General features: G+C 61.3%; 24 protein-coding genes and 2 tRNA genes. 15 read left to right on the forward strand and 11 right to left on the reverse strand.

From position 1 onward, the window contains the following. Positions 1-7 precede the first annotated feature (7 nt). Positions 8-2,113 (forward strand): thioredoxin domain-containing protein, encoded by a 2,106-nt coding sequence (locus SYN60AY4M2_RS10690; RefSeq protein ID WP_099812883.1) that lies wholly within the window; start codon positions 8-10, stop codon positions 2,111-2,113. Between the two features lie 64 nt (positions 2,114-2,177). On the opposite strand, the gene SYN60AY4M2_RS10695 is transcribed toward SYN60AY4M2_RS10690, so the two are convergent. Continuing rightward, on the reverse strand, positions 2,178-2,606 hold the full coding sequence (locus SYN60AY4M2_RS10695) for a Fur family transcriptional regulator (RefSeq protein ID WP_099812884.1): 429 nt from the start codon (positions 2,604-2,606) through the stop codon (positions 2,178-2,180). Between the two features lie 244 nt (positions 2,607-2,850). Here SYN60AY4M2_RS10695 and SYN60AY4M2_RS10700 point away from each other — a divergent pair, with 244 nt between their 5' ends. The 4 genes from SYN60AY4M2_RS10700 to SYN60AY4M2_RS10715 all read left to right on the forward strand — a co-directional run bounded on the left by SYN60AY4M2_RS10700 (position 2,851) and on the right by SYN60AY4M2_RS10715 (position 6,104). Beyond that, positions 2,851-4,047: a metallophosphoesterase gene (locus SYN60AY4M2_RS10700; RefSeq protein WP_011431096.1), complete on the forward strand. Its 1,197-nt coding sequence runs from the start codon at positions 2,851-2,853 to the stop codon at positions 4,045-4,047. Between the two features lie 294 nt (positions 4,048-4,341). Next, a tRNA-Val gene (locus tag SYN60AY4M2_RS10705) sits at positions 4,342-4,413 on the forward strand. Positions 4,414-4,697: 284 nt separating this feature from the next. Beyond that, positions 4,698-5,471 carry a PspA/IM30 family protein gene (locus SYN60AY4M2_RS10710; RefSeq protein WP_011431094.1) on the forward strand — a complete coding sequence of 258 codons (774 nt, stop codon included), beginning with the start codon at positions 4,698-4,700 and terminating at the stop codon, positions 5,469-5,471. Between the two features lie 168 nt (positions 5,472-5,639). Continuing rightward, on the forward strand, positions 5,640-6,104 hold the full coding sequence (locus SYN60AY4M2_RS10715; RefSeq protein WP_011431093.1) for a pentapeptide repeat-containing protein: 465 nt from the start codon (positions 5,640-5,642) through the stop codon (positions 6,102-6,104). An 11-nt stretch (positions 6,105-6,115) separates the two neighbouring features. On the opposite strand, the gene cysQ is transcribed toward SYN60AY4M2_RS10715, so the two are convergent. The 5 genes from cysQ to rpsP all read right to left on the reverse strand — a co-directional run bounded on the left by cysQ (position 6,116) and on the right by rpsP (position 9,611). Continuing rightward, on the reverse strand, positions 6,116-6,913 hold the full coding sequence (gene cysQ, locus SYN60AY4M2_RS10720; protein WP_011431092.1) for a 3'(2'),5'-bisphosphate nucleotidase CysQ: 798 nt from the start codon (positions 6,911-6,913) through the stop codon (positions 6,116-6,118). 17 nt (positions 6,914-6,930) lie between these two features. Then, complete coding sequence (gene hisF, locus SYN60AY4M2_RS10725; RefSeq protein ID WP_011431091.1) at positions 6,931-7,692, reverse strand: imidazole glycerol phosphate synthase subunit HisF; 762 nt, start codon at positions 7,690-7,692, stop codon at positions 6,931-6,933. Positions 7,693-7,719: 27 nt separating this feature from the next. Beyond that, complete coding sequence (locus SYN60AY4M2_RS10730) at positions 7,720-8,823, reverse strand: ArsA family ATPase (protein ID WP_011431090.1); 1,104 nt, start codon at positions 8,821-8,823, stop codon at positions 7,720-7,722. Beyond that, positions 8,820-9,080, reverse strand: a complete 261-nt coding sequence (locus tag SYN60AY4M2_RS10735) for a KH domain-containing protein (protein ID WP_011431089.1) — start codon at positions 9,078-9,080, stop codon at positions 8,820-8,822. The genes SYN60AY4M2_RS10730 and SYN60AY4M2_RS10735 overlap by 4 nt, the downstream gene beginning before the upstream one ends. A 63-nt stretch (positions 9,081-9,143) precedes the next feature. Next, positions 9,144-9,611 carry a 30S ribosomal protein S16 gene (rpsP, locus tag SYN60AY4M2_RS10740; RefSeq protein ID WP_011431088.1) on the reverse strand — a complete coding sequence of 156 codons (468 nt, stop codon included), beginning with the start codon at positions 9,609-9,611 and terminating at the stop codon, positions 9,144-9,146. Between the two features lie 238 nt (positions 9,612-9,849). On the opposite strand from rpsP, the gene SYN60AY4M2_RS10745 reads away from it, so the two are divergent. Beyond that, positions 9,850-10,287, forward strand: a complete 438-nt coding sequence (locus tag SYN60AY4M2_RS10745) for a TerB family tellurite resistance protein (RefSeq protein WP_099812886.1) — start codon at positions 9,850-9,852, stop codon at positions 10,285-10,287. Positions 10,288-10,338: 51 nt separating this feature from the next. Here the strand turns inward: SYN60AY4M2_RS10745 and SYN60AY4M2_RS10750 are convergent, their stop codons facing one another. Further along, entirely contained in the window at positions 10,339-10,758 is a 420-nt protein-coding gene (locus SYN60AY4M2_RS10750; protein ID WP_228375284.1) for a metal-sensing transcriptional repressor, read from the reverse strand. Positions 10,759-10,847: 89 nt separating this feature from the next. Here SYN60AY4M2_RS10750 and sds point away from each other — a divergent pair, with 89 nt between their 5' ends. Beyond that, entirely contained in the window at positions 10,848-11,819 is a 972-nt protein-coding gene (gene sds / locus SYN60AY4M2_RS10755; protein WP_011431085.1) for a solanesyl diphosphate synthase, read from the forward strand. A 15-nt stretch (positions 11,820-11,834) separates the two neighbouring features. Here the strand turns inward: sds and lepB are convergent, their stop codons facing one another. Beyond that, entirely contained in the window at positions 11,835-12,545 is a 711-nt protein-coding gene (lepB, locus tag SYN60AY4M2_RS10760) for a signal peptidase I (RefSeq protein WP_240527828.1), read from the reverse strand. 136 nt (positions 12,546-12,681) lie between these two features. On the opposite strand from lepB, the gene SYN60AY4M2_RS10765 reads away from it, so the two are divergent. Further along, a complete protein-coding gene (locus tag SYN60AY4M2_RS10765; RefSeq protein WP_011431083.1) occupies positions 12,682-12,996 on the forward strand; it encodes a hypothetical protein in 315 nt (104 codons plus the stop codon). Positions 12,997-13,125: 129 nt separating this feature from the next. Here the strand turns inward: SYN60AY4M2_RS10765 and SYN60AY4M2_RS10770 are convergent, their stop codons facing one another. After that, the gene (locus SYN60AY4M2_RS10770; protein ID WP_011431082.1) at positions 13,126-14,193 is read right to left on the reverse strand and encodes a general secretion pathway protein; all 1,068 of its coding nucleotides are present in this window, start codon (positions 14,191-14,193) and stop codon (positions 13,126-13,128) included. Between the two features lie 168 nt (positions 14,194-14,361). On the opposite strand from SYN60AY4M2_RS10770, the gene SYN60AY4M2_RS10775 reads away from it, so the two are divergent. The 5 genes from SYN60AY4M2_RS10775 (at position 14,362) to SYN60AY4M2_RS10795 (ending at position 17,719) form a co-directional block, all read left to right on the forward strand. After that, positions 14,362-15,099, forward strand: a complete 738-nt coding sequence (locus tag SYN60AY4M2_RS10775; RefSeq protein ID WP_011431081.1) for a pyridoxine 5'-phosphate synthase — start codon at positions 14,362-14,364, stop codon at positions 15,097-15,099. Then, complete coding sequence (locus SYN60AY4M2_RS10780; RefSeq protein ID WP_011431080.1) at positions 15,096-15,728, forward strand: DUF3318 domain-containing protein; 633 nt, start codon at positions 15,096-15,098, stop codon at positions 15,726-15,728. The genes SYN60AY4M2_RS10775 and SYN60AY4M2_RS10780 overlap by 4 nt, the downstream gene beginning before the upstream one ends. An 18-nt stretch (positions 15,729-15,746) precedes the next feature. Beyond that, positions 15,747-16,568 (forward strand): biotin--[acetyl-CoA-carboxylase] ligase, encoded by an 822-nt coding sequence (locus SYN60AY4M2_RS10785; RefSeq protein ID WP_099812887.1) that lies wholly within the window; start codon positions 15,747-15,749, stop codon positions 16,566-16,568. Between the two features lie 21 nt (positions 16,569-16,589). Next, complete coding sequence (locus SYN60AY4M2_RS10790; protein ID WP_099812888.1) at positions 16,590-17,564, forward strand: M23 family metallopeptidase; 975 nt, start codon at positions 16,590-16,592, stop codon at positions 17,562-17,564. Positions 17,565-17,638: 74 nt separating this feature from the next. Further along, positions 17,639-17,719: transfer RNA gene (locus SYN60AY4M2_RS10795), tRNA-Leu, on the forward strand. Between the two features lie 231 nt (positions 17,720-17,950). Here SYN60AY4M2_RS10795 and SYN60AY4M2_RS10800 read toward each other — a convergent pair. Further along, positions 17,951-18,964, reverse strand: coding sequence for a glycosyltransferase family 9 protein (locus SYN60AY4M2_RS10800; RefSeq protein ID WP_049749781.1), 1,014 nt, complete (start codon positions 18,962-18,964; stop codon positions 17,951-17,953). Positions 18,965-19,463: 499 nt separating this feature from the next. Between SYN60AY4M2_RS10800 and SYN60AY4M2_RS10805 the strand changes: the two genes are divergently transcribed. Then, positions 19,464-20,624 carry a DegT/DnrJ/EryC1/StrS family aminotransferase gene (locus SYN60AY4M2_RS10805; protein ID WP_011431076.1) on the forward strand — a complete coding sequence of 387 codons (1,161 nt, stop codon included), beginning with the start codon at positions 19,464-19,466 and terminating at the stop codon, positions 20,622-20,624. A 95-nt stretch (positions 20,625-20,719) separates the two neighbouring features. Next, positions 20,720-21,928, forward strand: a complete 1,209-nt coding sequence (locus SYN60AY4M2_RS10810) for a DUF58 domain-containing protein (RefSeq protein WP_099812889.1) — start codon at positions 20,720-20,722, stop codon at positions 21,926-21,928. A 186-nt stretch (positions 21,929-22,114) separates the two neighbouring features. Here SYN60AY4M2_RS10810 and SYN60AY4M2_RS10815 read toward each other — a convergent pair whose 3' ends face one another. Further along, positions 22,115-23,074 (reverse strand): NAD(+) kinase, encoded by a 960-nt coding sequence (locus tag SYN60AY4M2_RS10815; RefSeq protein WP_011431074.1) that lies wholly within the window; start codon positions 23,072-23,074, stop codon positions 22,115-22,117. Between the last annotated feature and the right edge of the window lie 227 nt (positions 23,075-23,301).

A 23,301-nucleotide genomic window follows, 5' to 3' on the forward strand; every position in this document is an offset into this window, starting at 1 on the left:
TGTACCTATGGCCAATCGCCTCGCCACGTGTTCCAGCCTTTACCTGCGCAAGCACGCCGAGAATCCGGTGGATTGGTGGCCTTGGATCCCGGAGGCCCTGGAGAAAGCCCGGGCCGAGGACAAGCCGATTTTTCTGTCCATCGGCTACTCCAGTTGTCACTGGTGCACCGTCATGGAGGGGGAAGCCTTCTCCGACCCGGAGATCGCCGCCTTCCTCAATGCCCATTTTTTGCCCATCAAGGTGGATCGCGAGGAGCGGCCTGATCTAGACAGCATCTACATGCAGGCGCTGCAGCTCATGAGCGGGCAGGGGGGGTGGCCCCTCAATGTCTTCCTCACGCCCGACGACCTGGTGCCGTTCTACGCGGGCACCTATTTTCCGGTGGAGCCTCGCTTTGGCCGGCCGGGGTTTCTGACCGTACTGCAGCGCATCCTGCAGTTTTACCGCCAGGAAAAAGACAAAATCGAGGACATGAAGGGCCAAATCTTGGCGGCCCTGACCACCCTCAGCGACCTGGTGCCGGAAGACCATATTCCCCCTGACCTGTTGCGCTCCGGGATCCCCAAAATCCAACCCTTGCTGGCCAACGCCGGGGCAGTGCAGCAGTTTCCCATGATGCCCTACGCCCAGTTGGTGTTGCGCTCGGCCCGCTTCGACCCGCCAGAAGGGATCCCCGGCTCGCCGACGGCGCTAGAACGGGCCAAGGAGCGAGGGATGGCCTTGGTGTTAGGAGGGATCTTCGACCATGTGGCCGGCGGGTTTCACCGCTACACCGTGGATCCCACCTGGACGGTGCCCCACTTTGAAAAAATGCTCTACGACAACGGCCAGATCTTGGAGTTTCTCTCCGAGCTGTGGGCCCACGGGATCCAGGATGCGGCCATCGAGCGGGCGGTGCGCCTGACGGTGGAATGGGTGGCGCGGGAGATGACCGCCCCTGCCGGGTATTTCTACGCGGCCCAGGATGCCGACAGTTTTGCCCGAGCAGAGGATGCGGAGCCCGAGGAGGGCGAGTTCTACGTCTGGCGCTGGCAGGAGCTGCAGGATCTGCTGGATGCAGAAACCTTCCGCGCCCTGCAGCAGGCTTTCTTCCTCTCGCCGGGGGGCAATTTCCCCGATCGGCCCGGCTGTATCGTCCTACAGCGCAGGCAAGGAGGGGAGCTGCCGCCGGAAGTGGAAACGGCTTTGACGACCCATTTGTTTCGAGCTCGCTACGGCTCCACCGAGCGGAGAACCCCCTTCCCGCCCGCAGTAGATGCCCAATCGGCCCGCCGGCAATCTTGGCCAGGACGCATTCCGCCGGTCACCGACACCAAGATGATCGTCTCCTGGAACGGCCTGATGATCTCCGGCCTGGCGCGGGCCTACCAGGTGTTTGGCGAGGAGGACTATCTGCGGTTGGCCCTGCGGGCCGCCCAATTCATCCTCAGCCAGCAGCGCCACCCCCAGACGGGATCCCTGCTGCGGTTGAACTACGATGGCACAGCCCAGGTACCTGCCCAATCGGAAGATTACGCTCTGCTGATCAAGGCCCTGTTGGATTTGCACCAGGCCTGCCTGCCGCGGACAGGCGATCCCAGCTCCCAGTACTGGCTGGAGGCCGCCATTCGGCTGCAGCAGGAGATGGACACGCGACTGTGGGATGAGGCCAGGGGGGGATACTTTGTCAGCGACGCCCAGAGCACCCCGGAGCTGCTGGTGCGGGAGAAGGAGTTTCAGGACAACGCCACCCCCGCAGCCAATGGGGTGGCTGTTGCTAACCTGGTGCGCCTGGCCGCCATCACCGGAGATCTGGACTACCTGGAACGGGCAGAACAGGCCCTGAAAACCTTTGCCCACATCATGAGCACCCAGCCGCGGGTCTGCCCCAGTTTGTTCGTCGGGCTGGATTGGTACAACAACTGGGTAAAGGCAACCCTAGAAGCGGAGCACATTGCTGCGCTGCAACAGCGCTCTTGGCCCACCACCGTCTTTGCCCTGCCCACCGCAGCCGAGCCGTTGCCGGCAGGAGCTGTGGGGTTGGTGTGCTGGGGCAGCAAGTGTCTGGCCCCCGCCGCTTCTCTTGAGCAAATCCAGTCGCAGATCGGCAAAGGGCAAAACCGAGCCTACTGACATTGGCTCATCCTCTTCCAGAAGAACTCGGGATCCCGCCCCGAGAATCTACTGGCTGGCCAGCTCAGCTTTCCCCGGGATTTTCCACCCCATAGAACTCAATGCGGTAGCTCTGGATGCGAGTGCCTGTCTTCTGCTCTACCTGGGCCAGCAGCTCCGGCGGCAGCTCCACATCTACGTCCAGGATGCGGTTGCTATCCAGGCAGTTGACATGGCTGTGAGGATGGGTACGATTGCCGTAGCGGCGCCCATCGGCGCGATCTAGGCACTCGATGATGTTGTGGCTGGCCAGAGCCTCCAGATTTTGATAGACGGATGTGTGGCCAATGGGCTTGCCCTGCCGATTGAGGCGGTCGTAGATCTCTCTGGCAGAAAGGTGCTCGCCGCATTGCCACAGCAGTTCCAAAATATAGCGACGCTGCCGGCTGAGGCGCAGATTGCACGCCCGGCATCGCTCCAAAGCAGCTTCCAAAGAATCCACAGGGCGAGGCATGGGCAAACCTCAAGTCATACCGAGTCTGAGATAGCTGGTTACTCATTCACACTAGTTTAACATTCCTAAATCGAAGTTTCCAAAGGCTGATCTCCAGATCTCCGTCGGGCATCGACCTGTCCAGGCAGTGTGCGGAGGAAAGGGCGCCAACGGGAGCGCGTCAATTATCAGTTATTTTCTTCAGTTATTTACAATACGATATCGCCTATCTACGAATATCGCTGGGGTGTTGAGGAGAAGCGGGATGCGGCGGCGCCAAATGATCTTAGGCCTGTTGGGATTGGCCGGCAGCAGTGGATTGGTGGGGGCCTATTGGGCCAGTCGGCAGCGCCCTGCTTCTGTGCCTCTATCCGCAGAGATGGGATCCCCTGCTTCCCCGCCTCCTACCCCTCGGCCTACGCCCACAGTTGTCCCCCATCCGGAAGCTCCCCGGGGCCTTTACATCCCAGCCCGCCGCGATCTGCGCCTGATGGTGATCAGCGACCTGAATGGCATCTACGGCTCGGTGGACTACGACCCGGAGGTGGATCGGGCCATCCGCCTCATCCCCTATTTCCAGCCGGATATCGTCTTGGGGGGAGGGGACATGGTGGCTGGCCAAGATCCCCGCCTGTCGGAGGAGCGCATCCGCGCCATGTGGGCAGCCTTTGACCGGCATGTGGCCGGCCCGCTTCGTGCTGCCAAACTGCCCTACGGCTTCACGCTGGGCAACCACGATGCGTCCTGTGCCCGCAGCACGCGCGGGGGCTTTCTCTTCCAAAAAGAACGGGATCTGGCCCGCGAGTTTTGGAACGACCCGGCCCACGATCCCGGTTTGAATTTTGTGGATCGAGGCGACTTTCCCTTTTATTACACCTTCGAAAAAGACGGGGTGTTTTACTTAGTTTGGGATGCCACCTGCAACTACATCCCGCCGGAACAGATGGCCTGGGCAGAAGCGGCGCTGGCCAGCGAACGAGCCCAGAAGGCCAAGTTGCGCATCGTCATCGGTCACCTACCTCTCTATGCGATTACCGTCGGACGCGACGATCCGGGAGAGGTGCTGCTGGAGGCAGACGCCAAACGGGCCCTGCTGGAGAAATATCGCGTCCACACTTACATCAGCGGCCACCACCACGGCTACTACCCCGGCCACAAGGGGCAACTGCAACTGCTCCATTGCGGCATCCTCGGCTCCGGCCCCCGCCCCCTCCTGAATAGCCCCCTGCCCCCCCGCAAGACCCTTACCCTCATCGATGTGGACTTCGACGCTCCGGAGGTTACCTACTACACCACCTACCACATGCGGGATCTGAGCGTGATCGACCAAGCCGAACTGCCCCGCTTCATCACCGGCCACAACGGCCTGGTGCTGCGCCGCGATGTTAACTGGGATAACCTCACCCCCGAAGAAATCGCCACCTGCCAAGCTCGTATTGGATCCCTGTGCCGCGACGACTGACTCTTAAGCTCAGGAGCGTTGCATCTCGGCAAAAGACTGATAGCTCCTCTGCGGATGGTAGAGATGGCGCTGCTGCACAATGTCCTGTATCGACACCTGGGAGAAGTGCCGCTTGTGCAGATGGGATCCCCGCCTGCGCTGGGCCAGGCACAAGTGTAGGAGGGGATGGACAAGGCCATAGAAGTCGTCGTCTTGGCAGCCCCGAGCGGCAAGGAGTGGGCCTCGAAGTGGCTTGCAGATGTGATATCATCAATTTCCAACCCTTGGGCAGATGCGCAGCCGCATCTTCAGCGAGGGCTGTTAACTCAGAGGTAGAGTACCACCTTGACACGGTGGGAGCCGCTGGTTCGATTCCAGCACAGCCCATTGTCAGAGGATCCCAAAGACTCTGCCAAAGTTCGAAAAGGCCTTGTCCGGCAAACCCTCTCGGCTTTCAGGGATCCCGACAATTCCATGCAACCTGCGAAAATCCAGGGGGGGACGGGCTCCTCTCTGCAGCGGCTGTTTTGGAGGGCTGGAGCGTTGGTCTGGGGTTACGGCCAATTTCTTCGGATCCCGGCCAGGGATCCCTATACTGGAGTAGGAGCCCTGGAAGGCGCCGGCGTGGCAAGGGTAGCATTAGGTCAAACTGCGAGAGGGGGAAACGACCGATGGGATTGTTCGATCGGGTCAGCCGGATCATCAGAGCCAACCTCAACGCGCTGATCAGCAGTGCCGAAGATCCGGAGAAAATCCTGAACCAAACCATTCAGGACATGTCTGAGGATCACTACCAAATGCGGCAGGCAGTTGCCCAGGCCATTGCTGCCCAGAAGCGGATCGAGCGGCAGTACGAGCAGGCGCAGCAGAACGTCGACGAGTGGCAAAGGCGCGCCGAGTTGGCCCTGCGCAACAACAACGAGGCCCTGGCCCGCGAAGCGCTGGTGCGCAAGAAAACCTTTGCCGAAACCGCCCAGAGCCTGAAGCGGCAGTTGGATGAGCAGACCAAACAGGTGGAAGTCTTGAAGGCCAACATGACCAAGCTGGAGAGCAAGATCGCCGAGGCCAAGACCAAAAAGGATATGCTCATCGCGCGGGCTCGGGCGGCCAAAGCTTCCCAACAAATTAACCAGGTTATCGGACGGGTGGACGCCACCAGTGCCTTCGCGGCTTTCGAGCGTATGGAAGAGAAGGTAAACGCCCTGGAAGCTCAGTCGGCGGCCGTGGCCGAGCTGGCGGTGGACAACTTGGAGCGACAGTTTGCCGCTTTGGAAGCAGGTGGCTCGGACATCGATCACGAGCTGATGATGCTGAAAGCGGCGATGGGGGGCCAATTGCCCGCCGGAGAGCAGAAAGCTCTGCCGAGAGATCAATCTGCTGCCACCAGCGAGAGCGAGGTAGATGTAGAGCTAGAAAATCTACGCCGCGAAATCGACCGGCTTTGAACGAATGGGAGGTAGCGTCTTCTTGAGAGTGTCTCCTCTGGGCTCAGGGGCGTTGGGGTATCCTAAGCAGGGGGACACAGAGTGGTAAGCTAGCCCAGAAGAGCTCTTGGCCTGCCTCTGGTGGGGTTAGGGTAGCCTTCTGCGTTTTTGCGAGAGAAACAAACAGCGATGACCACAGCGAGTATCAAACCTCTGCTGGACGCCAAGCAACTGTTGCAGGCTTATGCGTCTGGCCGGCGGGATTTTTCTGGAACCAACCTGAGCGGAGCCCAGTTGAGCGGCGCGAACTTGAGGGGCATTGTCCTGCGGGATGCCGACTTAAGTGGGGCGGATTTGCGCGAGGGGGATCTGTCGGGCGCAGATCTCTCAGGGGCCGACCTGCGCGGAGCCAAACTGCGGCGGGTGAACCTCATTGGGGCCAAGCTGGTCAAGGCCGATCTGCGGGGGGCCAACCTCTACCGGGCCAAGTTGCTCAGGGCCGACCTTAGCGAGGCCGATCTCAGCCGCGCCGATTTGCGAATTGGCGCCGATCTGCGGGGAGCCATCATCACCAACACCCGTTTTCGCGGCGCCCTCTACGATGAGTACACCAAGTTTCCGGAGGGGTTCAACCCCACCGAGATGGGCATGTAATCCCAGGCTTTCTAGGGAACCAGCTCCTGCCACAGTTGGGCTGCATCGGCGGCAGCCGCCACAAAGGGCGGGTTGTGCAGATCAGGCTTGTTGTAGCGCAAGGGATCCCCTTTTAGATCGGTGACGCTTCCCCCGGCTTGCTCGACGATGCAGTGGGCAGCAGCAGTATCCCACTCCATGGTTGGGTCGAAGCGGGGGTAGAGATGGGCGGATCCCTCGGCCACAAGGCAGAGTTTCAGGGCGCTGCCCACCGACTTCACCTCGAGGGAACCGTAGCGCCGCCGCAGCCGCTCGAGAAATTGCTCCGTCTCCGGGCCGCGGTGGGAGCGGCTGGCCACCACTTGCAGAGGGGCCTGGGCGGGCGGGCGGGCCCGGATGGGCTGATCTCCTCTATAGGCCCCCAGCCTTTGCACAGCCCTGTAGGTAAGGCCGAGAGCGGGGGCATGGACGACGCCTAAGATGGGGATCCCTGCCTCGACGAGGGCGATGTTCACGGTGAACTGGCCGCTGCGCCCGATAAACTCGCGCGTGCCGTCCAAGGGATCCACCAGCCAGAACTGCCGCCACTGTTGCCGCTCCGGATACGGGATCCCGCCGGATTCTTCCGAGAGCACGGGGAGGCCGGGGGTCAGATCTTGCAGGCCCCGCAGGATCAAGTGGTGGGCGGCCAGATCGGCTTCGGTGAGGGGGGAGGAGTCGGCCTTGTCCCTGACCCGGATCTGATCTTGCCGATAGATCTCCAAAATGGCCTGCCCGGCTGTTTCCGCAAGGCGGCTGACATGGGGCAGGAGATCGGCCAGATCCTGCATGGGCAAACTCTCCAGGTTTAGCGACGCACCGGAATGCCGTGGGCGGCCAAATCGGCTTTGATCTGGGCAATTGTCAACTGGCCGTAGTGGAGCAGCGAGGCCAACAGGGCTGCTTCTGCTCCCCCCTCTTGCAGAGCCTGGCGGATGTGGGCACATTCCCCTGCCCCCCCTGAGGCGATCACCGGCACCGCCACCGCCTCGGCCACGCGGCGGGTCAGCTCCAAGTCGTAGCCCGCTTGGGTGCCGTCGGCGTCCATGCTGGTCAACAAGATCTCCCCCGCCCCCCGCTCGGCCACGGTTTTGGCCCACTCCACCGCGTCCAGGCCCGTCGGCTCCCTCCCCCCGCGCACGTACACTTCCCAACCGCCACCCTGAGGTTTGGCACGGGCGTCGATGGCCACCACGATGCACTGGGATCCAAACCGACGGCTGGCCTGGGTGACCAGATCCGGATCCCGGACTGCCGCCGAATTGAGGCTCACCTTGTCGGCCCCGGCCCGCAACAGTTGCCGGATCCCTTCCAGATCGCGGATCCCACCTCCCACCGTGAGGGGGATAAACACCTGCTCCGCCGTGCGCCGCACCACCTCCAGCAAGATTTCCCGCTCTTCGTGAGTGGCGGTGATGTCTAGAAAAACCAGCTCGTCAGCTCCCGCCTGGTCGTAGGCCTGGGCCAGCTCCACCGGATCCCCGGCATCGCGCAACTGCACAAACCGGATCCCTTTGACCACCCGCCCCGCCGCCACATCCAGGCAGGGAATGATCCGCTTGGCCAACATCGCCTTCTCCTCCGCTGGCGCGATGGCCTAGCCAAAGGTGATGACTAAGAAAGGCTCCTGAAACTTGGCCCCGGTTACCTGCCGGCCTGCCAAGCTGGGGGGCAAGAACAAGTTGCGCCGCTGATCCCCCGCGGTGATGGTCAGTTCCGGCCCCGACTGGCTCAGCTCGATCTGGGCCTTGCTGAAGCCGGGAATAAACAGCTTGACGGTACGGGCTCCCTCGTCGATGGCCACCGGCGGCGGCACCTGCGGCACCGCGAAAATCCCTCCTACCGCCTCTTCCAAAGCCGACCAATCGGATCCCTGGCGCCGCGGCAGGATGCGCACAGGCAGCGGAGAAAAATCGGCAGCCGACACTTCCCCAGGAACCAGCGGCATGACCCAGAGGCCACCCACCGTCAGCCCCACCATCTGGGCGCTGCCCCAGAGGTAGCGGGCAGTCTGCACGGCCATCGGATCCGGGGTGGTTACCAGGTGGGCCAACACGCGACGAGGATCGGCGATGGCCTGGCGTCCCTCCTCGAAAATGTTGGTCATCCCCCCCAGCCGATTCGACAGATCCTCTAAAGACGAGAACTCCACTGTGCTGACCGATCGCAGCAGGGGCTCGACGAAAGGGCGCAGGGTTTTGGCCAAGTCGGAGCCCAAAAAAGCTTTAGAAGCCCGCCGCCAGTACCAACTGGCCACCTCCGGGATCCCAAAAGCCCGCAAGGTGGTCAGATCCCCCGGCCCATCGTAGAGAATACAGTCGTACTGGCCGCTGGCATCGTAGCGACGCAGGGCTTCCAGAGCCAGGGCCTGATCCATCCCCGGCAACACCCCCAGCTCCTGGCCGTAGATCTCCCGGAAAAAGGGAGTGCGCACGTATTGGGCTTCCAGCTCCTTGGCCGCCGTCCAGTGTTGCTCCAGGAGCTGAGTTGTGCGCAACTGCACCACACTTAAATTGGCGGCAATGGTTACCGGCTCGCCGGAAAGCGGGATCCCGCCCAAGAGCATCTCCAGCCCCGACCCCGGCTGATGGCCCACCAACAGCACCCGCCGCCCCTGCTGGGCTGCTGCCCGGGCCGCTGCCACGGCCAGGGTGCTCCGGCCTGTGCCCCCTTTGCCCAAGAAGGTAAGGATCTGGCTCATTCCCGCTCTCCAGACTCTCCGTAGATGTCGATGTACAGCGATTGCCCCGCCAACTGAGCTGCCGCCATCATTACCTGCCGAATGGCCTGCAGGGTGCGCCCGCCTCGCCCCAACACCCGCCCGCGATCCTTGGGGTCAAAAGCCAGCCGCAGCCATACCTTGCGCCCGCCACAAGTGGTTTCCACATCCATTTGCGGCGGGCCACCGCTGAGCAACGGCTCGATCAGGAGATGGACAAGGGCCTCGTAATCCGGCATGGGGAGCTAGACGACAGGGAAGAACAACTGCCGAGCCAAGCTTAACCGAAAGCGTAGCCGACCCTAGGCCTCAACCTGAGGCTTTTCCTCCTCAGGCTCCGGCTCCTGGGAGTTCGGTTCCGCTGCCGCCCCAGCCGGCTCGACTTCCCCCGGTTGCCCTGCCATCTCGGCAGAGGCCTCGCAAACAGCGGCAGGCTCCTCTGTGGACGGCGCCGGATCAGGGATCCCAGCCTCCGGCTTGGCGATAGCCGGGATGCGAATCGCGGCAACCACTCCGCCCTCGCCGGCTTTGAGCATCTCGTAGATGCCGGCCTTCCTGAGGAGGCTGTCCACCGTATCTGTAGGCTGAGCGCCACAACGCAACCACTTGAGCAGGCCTGCCGTCTCCAGAACCGTCTCCTTGGTGCGCGGGTTGTAGTAGCCCAACTCCTCCAGCGGACGACCCTCGCGGCGGGCCTTACTTTCGATGGCGACGATGCGATAAGTGGGTTGCCGTCTTTTTCCGTAGCGCTTGAGCCGCAATTTAACCATGGGGTGTCTGCTCCTCGGGGGTGCTCCGCAAGCTGTAAAGGGTTACCAAGAGAAAAAAAGATGAAGCAAGCCAAGTTGCCGCCCCTTCCCACATCCCAGCGGAAGTCTTGGCGGCTAGCTATGACACAGGCCCTCTATTGTAATCGATTTTTCCTCGGCTGAAAAAGGGTCGAATCGACACCAGGTGGCATCTTCGTGGCAAAGTTGAAGAGGAAACCCAAGCTCAGCAGCAACCCCTATGGTCAACTACGCCGACTTGACAGATGAGCAGCGCCAGCTCTACCTCAAAGCCTTGATCGCGGTGGCCTGCGTGGACGGCCAGTTGGACGAAGAGGAGAGCAACTTTTTCCTGCAAATTGCAGAAGGGATGGGCGTCGAAAAACAGGTGGCCCAAAGCTATCTGGCCGACGAGACAGGCGCAACCCTAGACCTCAGCCGGATCCCTCCTCTACACAATGCAGCCGGAGCCTTGATCCTGAGAGATTTGGCGGCGATGGCGGTGGTCAACAACGAGCTGGCGGAAAAAGAAGAGGCCCTGATTTTCGAGATCGGCAAAGCCATGCAGTTCAGCCAGGAAGAGATCAACGAGTTCTTGGACTGGGCCTTCATGGGCCTGCAATGGCAACTGAAAAGCGCCGCTCTGCTGGAGCGCTACGCTGCCGACGGCAACAGCTAGCCTTGGCTTGAGCAAAGCCCAGCCCACCCCCATGGGAAAGGCTTGTATCCACTAGCTGATGTAGCGATCCAGGGCCCGCTGCAGCTCTTCCAGTTCCACCTCGATGTTGCCACTTTCGATGGCGTGGCGGATGCAGTGACGGATGTGATCGTCAAGAATAAGGCGCGCCACCCGATCCAGTGCCCCCTTGACAGCGGCAATCTGCAGCAGCACATCCGGACAGGGCTGATCCTGCTCGATCATGGAGCGGATCCCGCGCACATGCCCCTCGATGCGAGCCAGACGATGGATCAGCTTGCGCCGCGACTGCGGGTCATGGTGGTGAGGCTGGGCTCGCCCCGATAGAGGTGGCCGCTCCAGTGCAAGCTCCCACTCCTCCTCCCAATCGGGTTCTGCAGGGAGGGGGGGGACAGAGCCGGTTGGCACTGGGGGAACGGGATCCGACATAAAAAAGCAGAGGACTGTTTGCATGATACCGCTCGCTTTTCCCCGAGAACGTTGGGGTGCTCTACAATAAGGGGAGATATGAAATTTTGTAAAACCTCTCATACTTTGGCTCCATGACCTCTGTGCTCTCCCCCTTTGGCCCTGTAGAAGCGGATCTGGAGCGTTTACGCCAGAACCTGTCGCGGCTGGTTAGCGCCAAACACCCAATTCTGGCCATGGCTGCCGAACATCTGTTTTCGGCGGGGGGGAAAGGGATCCGACCGGCGATTGTGCTGTTGATTGCGCGGGCTACTACGCCGGATGGGGAGATTACCCCGCAGCATTGGCGCCTGGCGGAAATTACCGAGATGATCCACACGGCCAGCTTGGTGCACGACGATGTCATCGACACTGCCGATGTGCGGCGGGGCATCGACACAGTAAATACCCTTTTCGACAACCGCGTAGCGGTGCTGGCGGGGGACTACCTCTTCGGCCAAGCTGCCTGGTATTTGGCTAACCTGGACAATCTGGAAGTGGTGAAGCTCCTGTCCAAGGTGATCATGGATCTGCCGGAGGGCGAGGTGCGCCAGAGCCTCACCCGCTTCGACCCGGATGTGTCCTTGGAAGAGTACCTGGCCAAGAGCTTCTACAAAACCGCCTCCCTCATATCCGGCAGTTCTAAGGCCGCCGGGCTGCTGAGCGGGGTCAGTCCTGAGGTGGCCGATCGCCTCTTCGACTTTGGCCGCGACCTGGGCATTGCCTTCCAAATCGTGGACGACCTGCTGGATTTCACCGCTTCGGCAGAGATGCTCGGTAAGCCGGTGGGATCTGACCTCATCCAGGGCAACTTGACGGCACCGGTTTTGTTCGCCCTGGAGGAGTTTCCCCAGATGCGAGAGCTGATCCTCCGAGAGCTGGCCGAACCCCAGGATCTCCAGCAGGCCCTGGAGTGGGTTTACCAGAGCAATGGGATCCCGCGCTCCCGCGAGTTGGCGCGAGACTATGCCCGTCGGGCTGCTGAGGCGTTGGAAGTTCTCCCCGATTCGGTAGCCCGCCGAGCTTTGTTTCAGATGGTGGACTATGTGCTGGAGCGGGCCCGCTGAGAGGTTTTCCCAGGTTTAGGTTCGACTCCCCGAGGCCTGCGCCCCTTCAGAAGAGAGCTCCGGATACTCTGGCGGGGTGAAAAAGTGCAGGCGATTGGGGGGCCAAAAGCGGAAGATGGTGTTGCCGATGATGTTCTCTTCCGGCAAAAATCCCCACACATGGGAGTCTTGGCTGTCGTTGCGGTTGTCCCCCATCACAAAATAGGAGCCGGGGGGGACGAGAAATTCGGATCCCTGGTTGGGCACGCCGGGGCAGCGCTCGCCCGGACAGGAGTAATTGGGGGGAGCGTAGATATAGTCCTCCTGGAGCGGGATGCCGTTGACGATCACCTTGCCATCGGCAATGCGGATGCGATCCCCCGGCAGGCCGATCACCCGCTTGATGTAGGCACCGTCGAAGTTCAGCTTGGCAGGCGGGTAGAAGACGATGATGTCGCCCCGTCTGGGGGAGCTGAAGCGGTAGCTGATCTTTTCCACCACCAGCCGATCTCCTTCTTCTAGGGTGGGCAGCATCGAATCGGAGGGGATCCAACGTGCTTCCGCCACAAAGGTGCGAATGCCGAAGGCCAACAGCAGCGCCAGCACCACTGTCAGCAAGTTCTCCCGCTGAGCCTGCCACCAAGCGCGGGATCTGGAGCCAGCGGAGGTTTCTCCTGGCGGCAGCTTGGGCTGGGGCAAAGACGTCGGATCTTTTGACGACATGGCGGCTAGCGCACAAGACTGCACGATCTCCAGATTATCGCACTCAACCGAGGCAGTAGGAGCAGAGGCTGTCCGGTCAAGCCGACGCTAGAGAGACAAAAGGCCGGGAGTAGCCTAGGATCGATAGGCGGAGATACCCTGCTCGTGACTTCCAAGCCCCATGACGATTTCGACAGAAGAGCGCCTAGAGCGGGTCGAGCGGCTGGTTGAAACCAACAGCCAAGCAATAGCTCGCCTCACCCAACAACAAGGGGAGATTCTGGATCGGATCGATCGGCTCTCAGGAGATACCCAAAAGCTCTCGGAGCGGGTCGAGAAGCTCTCGGGTGACGTCGAAAAGCTCACTTTTAAGTTCGACACCGCCCAAACCATTGGGGAACGGCTGGAACGTCTGGCCACCAGCCTGATTGCCGGGGCCACCATCAGCATTATTGCCGGGGTGATTTTGGTGCTGTTGCGGGAGGGATCCCGCTAGGAAGAAGCCGCTCAGGTTGTCGTGGGAATGGGACGCCTGGAGCGAGGAGGAGAGGCTTCTGGATTCCTACGGGCAGGGATTGGGGCAGGAGAGCAGTGGCCCGGCCTGTATCCAAATGCCCATAGGAGATCAACTGCCGGAATTGAGTTTTTCCCAGTCCTGCTGGCGGATGGCGATCATCTGGGCTTGGGCCTGAATGGCCGCCAGCATTTCTGTCATCAGGGGCCAGTCGCTGCCGGGGGGGGTGGGGTATTGCTTCAGCTTCTCGATTGTGGTGCTGAGGGCAGCTTGCAGTTGTTGCAGCAGTTGATGGGCCTGCTGGGCCAAAGCCACAGTCTCGGAGACGCGGAGGCGGTTTTGGCCTTGCTGATACTTGTGGAGGGTCTCCCCTCGCAGAATGCTGAGGATGGCGCCTTCCCTGGAGGAGGAAACCTGGCCACTCTTGGAGCGCTGGGGAATGATGCGCAATTGCAGCACCAGCGGCTCCCCCCGATACATCCGCTCTGCTTCCGCCTGCTGGGGCTCCCCGATCAGCCCTGCATCCAGGGCCATCATCCGCTTCATGGCGGCGATCAACTTTGCCCGTATCGACTCCGAGAGATCCTTAAATAGATCCCGCAAAATCCCCTGCTGGCGGTAGCGCACCCGACACACCAACCCCTCCTGGGGTTCAACAAAAATTTGCTCCGCTTTCTCCTCCAAAGCTCGCCGCAGCATCGAGTTCAGCAACTGCTGCGCCGTCTCTTCCGATTCGTCAACAGGAAGGGGCGGAGCAGTTGGCCGTGCCGGCAGCGGCTGGGTGGGGGTCAGTCGGCTGGGCGGCTCGGCCACGGGAGCAGGAACTTCCCGGGTGACGCGGCTGGCTTGGGCCTGGAGGCGTAGCTGCTCCACCTCTGCCGGGCTCGGCGGATGGCTGAAGTAGTAGGCAATTAAATCCTGCTGCTGCTCAAAAGTAATCGGGATCGGCTCAACGGAGATCTGGGAATAGGCGAGCATCTTGCTCACGTAGTCCAACGCCGCCAAATCCTGGGGATCCACCATGCCCAAGATCAAGCTGTCGGTGTCCAGAGCGAGGGGCACAACCTGGTAGTAGATGCAGATTTCTACCGGCAGGTATTGGGCAATCAGGACCGGCACCCGCGCCCGGTCAACAATGGAGTGTTGTCCCACCGCCAAAGAGGTATCTGGATTGGTCATGGCAAGCCCGCAGTGGATCCCGGAGGGGCGAGGTGTCGTTCTCGATCATAAAGCCTGTGCCCCTTAGCTCTGCGCCCCGCAATACCCTGACTCGTCTGACCGGCACAAGTAATGAATAATGTAATACTAGGAGCATTCATCACCAGCTACAGTGAAAGAAGTTGAGCCTTGTTAAGTCTGGGAGTTAACATCGACCACGTCGCCACCCTGCGCCAGGCTCGCCGCACCGTAGAGCCGGATCCGGTGGCCGCGGCGGTGATCGCCGAGTTGGCAGGGGCAGATGGGATCACGGTGCATTTGCGCGAGGATCGCCGCCATATCCAGGAGCGGGATGTGCGGCTACTGCGCCAGACGGTGCGCACCCACCTCAACTTGGAGATGGCCGCCACCGACGAGATGGTGGCCATCGCCCTGGAGATCAAGCCCGATTATGTCACCCTAGTGCCCGAGCGGCGAGAAGAGGTCACCACCGAGGGCGGTCTGGATGTGGCCGGGCAGGTGTCGCGTCTTAGCGAGGTGGTAAGCCAACTGCAGGGATCCGGCATTCCCGTCAGCTTGTTTGTCGATCCCGATCCCATCCAAATTGCCGCCGCTGCCCAGGTGGGGGCCCGCTGGGTGGAACTGCACACGGGACGCTATGCGGAGGCATCCTCGGAGGCGCAGCAAGAGGCGGAGTTGGCCCAACTGCGGCAGGCCAGCCAACAGGCGATTCAACTGGGCTTGCGGGTGAACGCCGGACACGGCCTCACCTACTGGAACGTCGGCCCGGTGGCCCGGATCCCTGGCATGGAAGAGCTGAACATCGGCCATAGCATCATCAGTCGAGCGGTGCTGGTGGGATTGGAGCGGGCAGTGCGAGAGATGCGTCAGGCGATGGGATTAAGCTCAGGAGTAGGCCCGGCATGAACTCGGAGTACTACAGCTACGACAACTACGTTCTCGACCAGGCTGAGATCGATCGCCTGCTGGATCTGCTGCCCGCCAGCATGCGGGAGAGCGTGAAGATCTTGCCGGCCTCGGAGCGGCAGACGGTGGTGATCAAGGGCCGCCGACAGATGCCCTGGGAACGGCAGATGCGGCTGTTCATCAAACCCTACGAGTGGCGACAGTTCACTCCCCTGCAGCGGGCAGGGCTGTTTCTCCACAAGGTGGGCTACTACAGCCGGGCAGCCTCGCGGCAGATCGACTTTTACCTGGCCATAGCGGCTCTGGGAGGGCTGAGCCTGATCTTCGAGGTCGTGCAGCAAGACCCGGTGGGGGCGACGGTTTCGGGAGGGTTGAGCGGCTTGGCGCTTTGGCAGTTGCGCCGCGACCAGACCAACGACCGCCGTCTTCTGGCTGCCGATGCCTACGCCGTGGATCGCCTGGTGTTGCGCGGGATCCCACGGCTGCAGGCGGTGGAGGCGCTGGGGCAGGCGCTGCACGTGGAGGCCCGTCTGGAGGGGCGCTCCGGCAACGACCTGCTGGACATGTTGCGCTATCAAAATCTGAAGCGGTTGGCCCAACGCCCGGCAGAAGATATCGTGTTGAGCTAGGGCTGGGGGGACTTAGCCATGCTCTCCCCCTCGCGGCTGGGATCCCTGGTGGGCCAGGGGGCATGGGGCCACCACCTCTTGCAGGTGGTGACAACCGACTCCACCAACCGGCTGCTTTTGCAGTGGGGGCGCCAGTTTCCTCAGCCCCTGCCGCCGGGCACGGTTTTGGTCAGCACCCGCCAACGGGCAGGACAGGGCCAGCACGGGCGGGTGTGGCACTCGGAGCCGGGGGGGCTGTATCTGTCGGTCTGGCTGGGATCCCCGCCTCTGCGGCATTCGCTGCTGGAGTTGACCCTGACGCTGGCCTGGGGTGTTGTGGATAGCCTACGACAGAAACTGGGGATCCCGCTGCGGCTGAAATGGCCCAACGACCTGGTGGTGGTGGATGAGCAGTGTCCGGGTTCTCTGCGCAAGCTGGGTGGCCTCTTGGTGCAGAGCCGCTTTGGGGAGAGAGGGCAACTGCTGGGGCTGGTGGCCGGCGTTGGGGTCAATGTCAACAATCCCGTGCCCGCTGGCGGGATTGCCTTGGCAGAAATTCTGGGATCCCGGCAGGACAGCACCGCAGTTGCCGCCTGGGTTTTGCAGGGGATGGAGCGCGGGTTTCAGATCTGGCTGCAGGAGGGGTTTGCCCCTGTGCGCTCCAGGTACGAAGCCTGGACGGTGAAGCCGCAAGTCCAATGGCTCCCTGGTGAGGCGTCGGCTACGGTTTTGGGCCTTGCCGAGGATGGCAGGCTGCGGGTACAAACTCCAGGAGGACAGATCCTCGTCCTTTCTCCCGACCAGGTGCGCCTGAGCTATCAAGCGTCTCTTGCCAGTGGCCCTTCGTTTCCTCCTGAGTGACCCGTGTTGGATCCCTTGCGCATGTCGGCAAAGTCTTTTTGGCTGCGTCTTCTCTCCCGGCCAGGCAGCCGGTTGGCGAGAAGGGCGCGGCTGCTGCGGCGGCTGGGCCTGGGCTTAGGGTTGGGACTGGGCCTGCTGCTCTGCTTCTCTTCCACCGCTCTGCTGGCGCAGACGCAACTCCATCCTCTGCCCCCTCCTCCCTCAATAGGCCCGGCTCTGGACACCCCTGGAGCAGAAGCCCTGCTGTTGGATGGTGCCATTCCCCTGCCGGCGGGCAGCCCAGAGTCTCCAGGCTTGGCGTCCAAACCTGGCAGCTCTCCAACCCTGGAGGCAGAAACCCGCGCAGAGACGGTGGTGGGGCGGGAAATTATTATGGAGCCGCCAGCAACCCAGAACTTGGCCGTCGATGCTCAGCCGGAAAGTGGGGTGCCGGTGGTGCTGATGGAGCGCAGCTCCGGTCGCCGCATCATCCTCATGCCAGGCGAAGAGATTCGTATTGAGGATCCCAGCCAACCCCAAACGCCTAAGCCGCCAGCGCCGGCATTGCCCGAATTGGCGACAGGTGAAGAACAGTTGCTCTATCCTTTGCCCCACCCCGTGCCGATTACCTCTGGGTTTGGCATGCGAATTCACCCCATCCGCGGCCAGCCAGAGTTCCATGCCGGCGTGGATCTGGGGGCCAGCCTGGGCACGCCAATCCTGGCTGCGTTGAGCGGCAAGGTGGTGAGCGCGGGATCCTTGGGAGGCCTGGGAATTACGGTTGTGCTGGACCATGGCGGCAGTCGGCGCACCCGCTACGGCCACATGTCCGAAGTCGCGGTAAGAGCCGGGGAAGTGGTGGAACAGGGATCCGTGATCGGCTATGTGGGGGCAACCGGGGCGGTAACCGGGCCACACCTGCACTTTGAGCTGTGGAAGCGGGCAGGGGGGCAAGGCTGGGTGGTTTTGGACGCCACAGAGGAGCTGAAGGTCGCCGTTGCCCAGTTGCCGGGTTAGCCAGAGCCGGCTTGGGTTAGCATAATTGAGCGGGATCCGAGTCGGCTGACAACCGGCCTACGGGGCCAGCTTTTGCGGACGTGGCGGAATGGCAGACGCGCTAGACTTAGGATCTAGTGCCGCAAGGCGTAAGGGTTCAAGTCCCTTCGTCCGCATGGCCAAACAAGCTCCTCATTCCCGGCCTTTTTCCTAGAGGGAGAAGGAGAAAACTGTGCTACTCCCTTTCCAGGCTGGGACAGCCGGTATAGCGGGACAAGCTCTCCCTGGGGCGAGGAGCGCAGTGTCCTGGGAGAGGAGTTGGGGTGAGGGAATGGTTTCAAACTTGTCCGAAGTGGCTGCAGGATCCCATAACCTTTTGGGCTGGTCTTGGGGAAAGTCTTCTGCCGCTAGCCGGGGAAGATCACTTGCAGGATTTGCTCAGGAGCAATCGAGTCGATCACCCCGTTGGCAGCCTTAACGGCGCGGAACGGCCCTTCGGAAGGCAGCAGCCGCTCCGGCTCAGTGGGGCCAAACACAGCCACCAGGGGAGTTTGGGTGGCTACTGCTAGGTGCATGGGGGCGCTGTCGGTACACAACAGCAGGGTGGAGCCAGCAATCAAGGCCGCCAGTTGGCCCAGGTGGGGAGGGCGGCTCACCGGCAGATCCGGCAGTTGCGACAGAAAGCCCTCCGCCAGCTGCTCATCTTCTGGCCCCAGCAGCAGCACCAGCGGCAGCTCCGGCCGCTTTTCCCGGAAGCCCTTGATGACCTTGACCCAGCTGGCGGGGGGGTAGATTTTCTGAATTCCCTTCTCCTGGGACAGTTGGCTGGCGCCGGGATGTAACAGCACGTAATCTTGGGCAGCATCCCCCAGCAGGCGCTTGCGTTCCTGCTCGGCCCACTCCAGGTCTGTCTTCTTTAGGCGAACCTGAGGCAGGCCTGCCGTCGCAGTGATGCCAAACCCCTGCAGCAGGTCGTGATACATGCTCGCTGCATATTGGGCCGGCTTCAGGGGCACCGGGTCGGTCAGCCAAGGTCGCCCAGGCCCTGGTGGAGCATAGCCAACCCGCTTCGGGATCCCAGTTAGCCAAAGCAGCAGCTTGACCCCTAAGCTTCTGCCCAGGCTCAGCACCGCATCGTACTGCCGTTCCCGGATTCGCCCCAGCAGATCGCTGATATCTCCCAACGAGAGCTGCTCTTTAAACGGAAAGGTTAGCACCCGATTCACCGAGGGACAAACCTCGTAGGCAGCTGCCGCCCGCGGCTCCACCAACACCTCTAGCTCCGCTTCTGGAAAGCGCTGCCGCAAACTTGCCAGGGTGGGAAAAAAAAGAATTTGGTCGCCAATCCCTCCCGGCACCAAAGCTAGAATTCGGGGGGCCAAAGGGGCTTTGCCGAGAACTGCTTGAGAAGCAACCTGCATAGAACATCCTGTCGATAGCTGTAGCCGACCTAGGGAATCCCTGGCCAGGGACGTACCGCGTTTACTCTATCTCAGATTGGGATAGATTCGGAGTGGGCTGGGATCCCAGCAGTCCACTTGTAGCGAAGATAAGGGAAGAATCACTTGGGGCCAGAGCGTTGTGGACGCCGAAAATCAGCTTTTCCGCCTCAGGGAAGAGGCATAGGCGATTTTAATCGCTGATTTCTCTCTCTGCTACACTGTACATACTGACCTACCTTCGTGAAAAACCTAGCCGGCAGCTAAGCAAGACAAACCAAGCAGAGCCTTGGCATTATGTCCTTGCTTGCGCTAGCGGGACAGGGCTGTGAGAGCTGTCTAGAGGCGGCTTGACAACGCCTTTACGAGTCCAGCAACGGACTGGGTAAGAATTCTCCAGCTTTCTTTAGTTGGTGGGAGTGTCGAAAGCTCTCATCCTCGATAATGGGCTGTGGCCGCTACCTTCCCAAAAGGCAGCACCGTGACGGATGAGCCTATTCCGCTGCTGGACTTGACCTTGCAATACCGCGCTCTGGCTGAAACCCTTCTGCCCGAGGTGGAGGCGTTGCTGGCCTCAGGCCAGTACATCGGGGGAGAGGCGGTGCGGCGTTTTGAGGAGCTATTCTCCCGGTTTCTTGGCGGCGGGGACCTGGAGGCTGTTGGCTGCAATTCCGGCACCGATGCTTTAGTGCTGGCCTTGCGCGCCCTTGGGATCCAAGCAGGTGACGAGGTGATCACCACTGCCTTTAGCTTTTTTGCCTCCGCCGAGGCTATCGACTTGGTGGGGGCACGGCCGGTGTTTGTGGATGTGGATCCCTGCACTTTTAACCTGGATCCCCAGCTTCTGGAAAAGAGCATTTCCCCCCGCACCAAGGCGGTGATCCCGGTGCATCTGTTCGGCCAGGCGGCCAACATGACCGAGATTCTGGCCATCGCGCGGCGACATGGGTTGGCCGTGATAGAAGATTGCGCCCAGGCGGTGGGGGCCTGTTGGGGGGGCAGGCCGGTGGGAACCTGGGGAGATATCGGCTGCTTCAGCTTTTTTCCCACCAAAAACTTGGGGGCAGCAGGGGATGGTGGGGCGGTGGTGACCCGGGATCCACAATTGGCCCGCAAGGTTCGCATTCTTAAAGAACACGGCCAGACTCGCCAATACCAGCACGAGCACATCGGCCTCAACAGCCGCCTCGACGCGCTGCAAGCCGTGATCCTGTCGGTTAAGTTGACCCACCTGCGGGAGTGGAACTGGCGGCGGCAGGGGATTGCCGAGTCCTATCACCGCCTGTTGCAGGGGATCCCTGGGCTGATCCTGCCCCAGGTGGCGGTGGGGGGCAACTCGGTGTGGCACCAGTACACGGTGCGGGTGCCTGGTTCCGACTCGACGGACTCGCGGCGGCGGGACCGGTTGCAAAAGCAGTTGCAGGAGCGGGGCATTGCCAGCCGCGTTTACTACCCCATCCCGCTGCATCTGCAGCCGGTGTACCGCAAAAAGTTGGGGTACAAACCTGGGGATCTGCCCAATGCTGAGCTCTGTGCTGCTCAAGTGTTGTCCTTGCCCTGTTTTCCTGAGTTGACTCTCCAACAACAGGAGCGGGTGGCTGCGGCCATTGCCCAAATCCTCACCGAACAAACCTGCTCCTAGTGCCTGATCCCTTTACGCTGCAAGATACGGGTATTCTTGCGCGGAGGGTTGGGGAGCAAGAATTAGCGGTACAGGGCTGCAGAGGAGGCAGGCAAATGTTATTGAAACTTAGCCAAACGGCACTTCAACTCCTGCAATCGTTGCAGTGGCCGCGGAAGTTGGGGATCCGCCCTCCCCAGTTGTCCTCAAGGCAGCGGGTTCGTTTTCTGCGCCGCTTCCGCTTTACCCGCATCGGGGGGCGGTTTGTTGGGATCACCCTCTTGGTAAGCATTGCCGCCTTCAACACCGGCAACAATCCCCTTTACTTGGTGCTGGGGATGCTGCTCAGCCTCATTCTCCTCAGCGGCATGCTCTCCGAGCTTACCCTCAAAGATCTGGAGGTGAGCCGGCAGTTGCCCAGCCGCATTTTTGCCGGCCAGCCGGTCTTGGTGGGGCTGACGCTGGTCAACCGCAAACGGCGCCTGCCCAGTTTTTCCCTACAGGTCAGCGAGCGCATTGAGGGGCTCAGGCGGGCCGATTGGCCTTCCAGCTACGTTTTGCGCTTGGATCCCGGCGCCAAGCTAGATACCTTCTATCAGCACACTTTTTCACGGCGAGGGGCGTGGCGGCTGCAGGGCTTTGAAATTGCCACCAGCTTTCCCTTTGAACTCTTCCGCAAGGCAGTGGAAATTGAGGATGCGCAGACGGTGATCGTGTTTCCTCGGCCTGCCCCTGTGCAGGGTTTGCTGCTGCCGGATCAGTTCAGCGGCGGCAGCCGGTTGCGCCCTCAGCCGGGCCAGGAGGGGGACTATCTCAGCTTGCGGCCTTATCGTCCCCAAGATGATGTGCGCTCGGTGCACTGGAAGATCTCGGCCAAACGGGATCAACTGGTCGTGCGCGAGCTGGAGCGTCCCCGTTCCCAGGCCATTGTCCTCTGTTTTGAAAACCGCTGGCAGCCGCGGGGAGAAGGCCCTGAAGCGCATCGCAACAAGCTGGAGCGGGCCGTAGAGCGCTGTGCCGGGATCCTCACCTATCTCATCCGGGAAGGCCACCCGGTGGCGTTGGCCACCTTGCAGGAGCGGACTCCTTTCGGAACGGATTTGGCCCATCTAGATTGCCTATTGGCCCTCTTGGCTCAACTGACGTTTGTCGGGGATCCGCAACTCAATTCTCAACTGAAAAGAGAGCCTGATCCCTCTGTCGGGTTTAACCTCACCCCCCAAGATCGCTGTGTGCTGCTGGCCCATCCCGGCCAGGATGGAAAATCTGCCCCGGCCCATCTCATCCACACGGGATCCCTGCTGCAATTTATCCCAATTGAGTGAACCTCAGACTCATTTTGATAGCGGAATCCGTCGGGGAGCGTTTGGAAAGCTTGAGTCGCGGATCTCTTTAAAGCTTTAGGTTGAACTGCTGGAAAAGTGTCTGAGTAGGTAAAGTCTGAGGCTCATGGGAGAGGATTCCAGGGGAGTCAAACTCCGCTACTCTAGCTCCCCAACTTTAGGATCCCTTTATCCCCCTTCCGGGCGGTGGTTGGTGGTGGGGATGTAGATGCGGCTGCCGGCCCACTGCAGTTTTTCTCGCAGGGTGCGGAAGTAGGAGAGGTCTTTTTCTAGGATCAGCAGCTTGGCCGGCAGGTGAGCCCGTTGAATTTGTACCCACTGGCCGGGGTTGACCGATTGGGCCAAGACGCCATCGCTCCAGAGGCGGGTCAGCCCTTCCGGATCGGCAAGGGGCCAGATCTCCACCGTAGCCGTGCCGCCGATGACGATGGGACGGCTGGACAAGCTGAGGGGACAGATGGGGGTGATGATGATGGCCTCAAAGCTGGGCTCCAGAATGGGGCCGTTGGCTGCCAGGGTGTAGGAGGTGGATCCCGTCGGTGTAGCCACCAGCACACCATCCCCGTGGTACTGATCCAAAATCTCGCCATTGACTTCGATTTCCAGGATGGCGGCGGGCAGGCGTTCCCGGTTGATGGGCTTGAGGCACATTTCGTTGAGGGCGTAGTACACGTCACTGACCGGGCGGCCCTGCCGCTTGCCCTCGCCAGGAATAGCCCCCTGCCCCAGTTGCACTTGCTCCCAAATCTGGGCCTGCAACATCATCCGGGCTTGCAGGACGAAGTCTCCGGCCTGGATGCGATCCCAGGGATCCTGGTGCAGCACCCGCTCTGACTGGGCCAAAAACCCCAGCCTGCCCCCCGACTGAATGGGCAAAATGGGGATCCCATGGGGGGCCAGGTGGCGGGCCGCCGCCAACACCGACCCATCTCCCCCCAGTACCACAGCTAGGTCGATGGGATCGGAAGTGGCCTCCAGGAAGACCGGGTAGGGGTTGTGGTGCAAGCCGGTGGGGGCTGTTAGCACCGTAACGCCGCGCCGGCGCAACTGCTCCGCACACAGTTGACAGGCGGCCTTGCTCTCCCGATCCCCCTCTTTGTAGGCAATCACCACCAAGCCCAAGTCCATAAGCCCTCGCGCAGGGATCCCTTCCGATCATCCCCCTTTGGGCTGAAGGTTGCCCAGAAGGCTGAATTTCCCCCAGCATTCCCTTGCGCTTTTTTCACATTTACTGGAGATCCTTAAAAAAATCTCTAAATAGTCATTCCAAATGGTAATAAAAAACGGCTTGTCGCAACGCTGTCGCGCACGCGCTGGCGGCGCAAAGCGCTATCCCTAACTCCCCTCTCCCTTTG

Source organism: Synechococcus sp. 60AY4M2, assembly GCF_002760375.1.
Lineage (GTDB): Bacteria > Cyanobacteriota > Cyanobacteriia > Thermostichales > Thermostichaceae > Thermostichus.

Bases quoted from the DNA above. Each gene is read 5' to 3' on its own strand.
- SYN60AY4M2_RS10690 (WP_099812883.1), top strand. From the start codon at position 8: ATGGCCAATCGCCTCGCCACGTGTTCCAGCCTTTACCTGCGCAAGCAC.
- SYN60AY4M2_RS10695 (WP_099812884.1), bottom strand. From the start codon at position 2,606: ATGCCTCGCCCTGTGGATTCTTTGGAAGCTGCTTTGGAGCGATGCCGG.
- SYN60AY4M2_RS10700 (WP_011431096.1), top strand. From the start codon at position 2,851: ATGCGGCGGCGCCAAATGATCTTAGGCCTGTTGGGATTGGCCGGCAGC.
- SYN60AY4M2_RS10710 (WP_011431094.1), top strand. From the start codon at position 4,698: ATGGGATTGTTCGATCGGGTCAGCCGGATCATCAGAGCCAACCTCAAC.
- SYN60AY4M2_RS10715 (WP_011431093.1), top strand. From the start codon at position 5,640: ATGACCACAGCGAGTATCAAACCTCTGCTGGACGCCAAGCAACTGTTG.
- cysQ (WP_011431092.1), bottom strand. From the start codon at position 6,913: ATGCAGGATCTGGCCGATCTCCTGCCCCATGTCAGCCGCCTTGCGGAA.
- hisF (WP_011431091.1), bottom strand. From the start codon at position 7,692: ATGTTGGCCAAGCGGATCATTCCCTGCCTGGATGTGGCGGCGGGGCGG.
- SYN60AY4M2_RS10730 (WP_011431090.1), bottom strand. From the start codon at position 8,823: ATGAGCCAGATCCTTACCTTCTTGGGCAAAGGGGGCACAGGCCGGAGC.
- SYN60AY4M2_RS10735 (WP_011431089.1), bottom strand. From the start codon at position 9,080: ATGCCGGATTACGAGGCCCTTGTCCATCTCCTGATCGAGCCGTTGCTC.
- rpsP (WP_011431088.1), bottom strand. From the start codon at position 9,611: ATGGTTAAATTGCGGCTCAAGCGCTACGGAAAAAGACGGCAACCCACT.
- SYN60AY4M2_RS10745 (WP_099812886.1), top strand. From the start codon at position 9,850: ATGGTCAACTACGCCGACTTGACAGATGAGCAGCGCCAGCTCTACCTC.
- SYN60AY4M2_RS10750 (WP_228375284.1), bottom strand. From the start codon at position 10,758: ATGCAAACAGTCCTCTGCTTTTTTATGTCGGATCCCGTTCCCCCAGTG.
- sds (WP_011431085.1), top strand. From the start codon at position 10,848: ATGACCTCTGTGCTCTCCCCCTTTGGCCCTGTAGAAGCGGATCTGGAG.
- SYN60AY4M2_RS10765 (WP_011431083.1), top strand. From the start codon at position 12,682: ATGACGATTTCGACAGAAGAGCGCCTAGAGCGGGTCGAGCGGCTGGTT.
- SYN60AY4M2_RS10770 (WP_011431082.1), bottom strand. From the start codon at position 14,193: ATGACCAATCCAGATACCTCTTTGGCGGTGGGACAACACTCCATTGTT.
- SYN60AY4M2_RS10780 (WP_011431080.1), top strand. From the start codon at position 15,096: ATGAACTCGGAGTACTACAGCTACGACAACTACGTTCTCGACCAGGCT.
- SYN60AY4M2_RS10785 (WP_099812887.1), top strand. From the start codon at position 15,747: ATGCTCTCCCCCTCGCGGCTGGGATCCCTGGTGGGCCAGGGGGCATGG.
- SYN60AY4M2_RS10790 (WP_099812888.1), top strand. From the start codon at position 16,590: ATGTCGGCAAAGTCTTTTTGGCTGCGTCTTCTCTCCCGGCCAGGCAGC.
- SYN60AY4M2_RS10800 (WP_049749781.1), bottom strand. From the start codon at position 18,964: ATGCAGGTTGCTTCTCAAGCAGTTCTCGGCAAAGCCCCTTTGGCCCCC.
- SYN60AY4M2_RS10810 (WP_099812889.1), top strand. From the start codon at position 20,720: ATGTTATTGAAACTTAGCCAAACGGCACTTCAACTCCTGCAATCGTTG.
- SYN60AY4M2_RS10815 (WP_011431074.1), bottom strand. From the start codon at position 23,074: ATGGACTTGGGCTTGGTGGTGATTGCCTACAAAGAGGGGGATCGGGAG.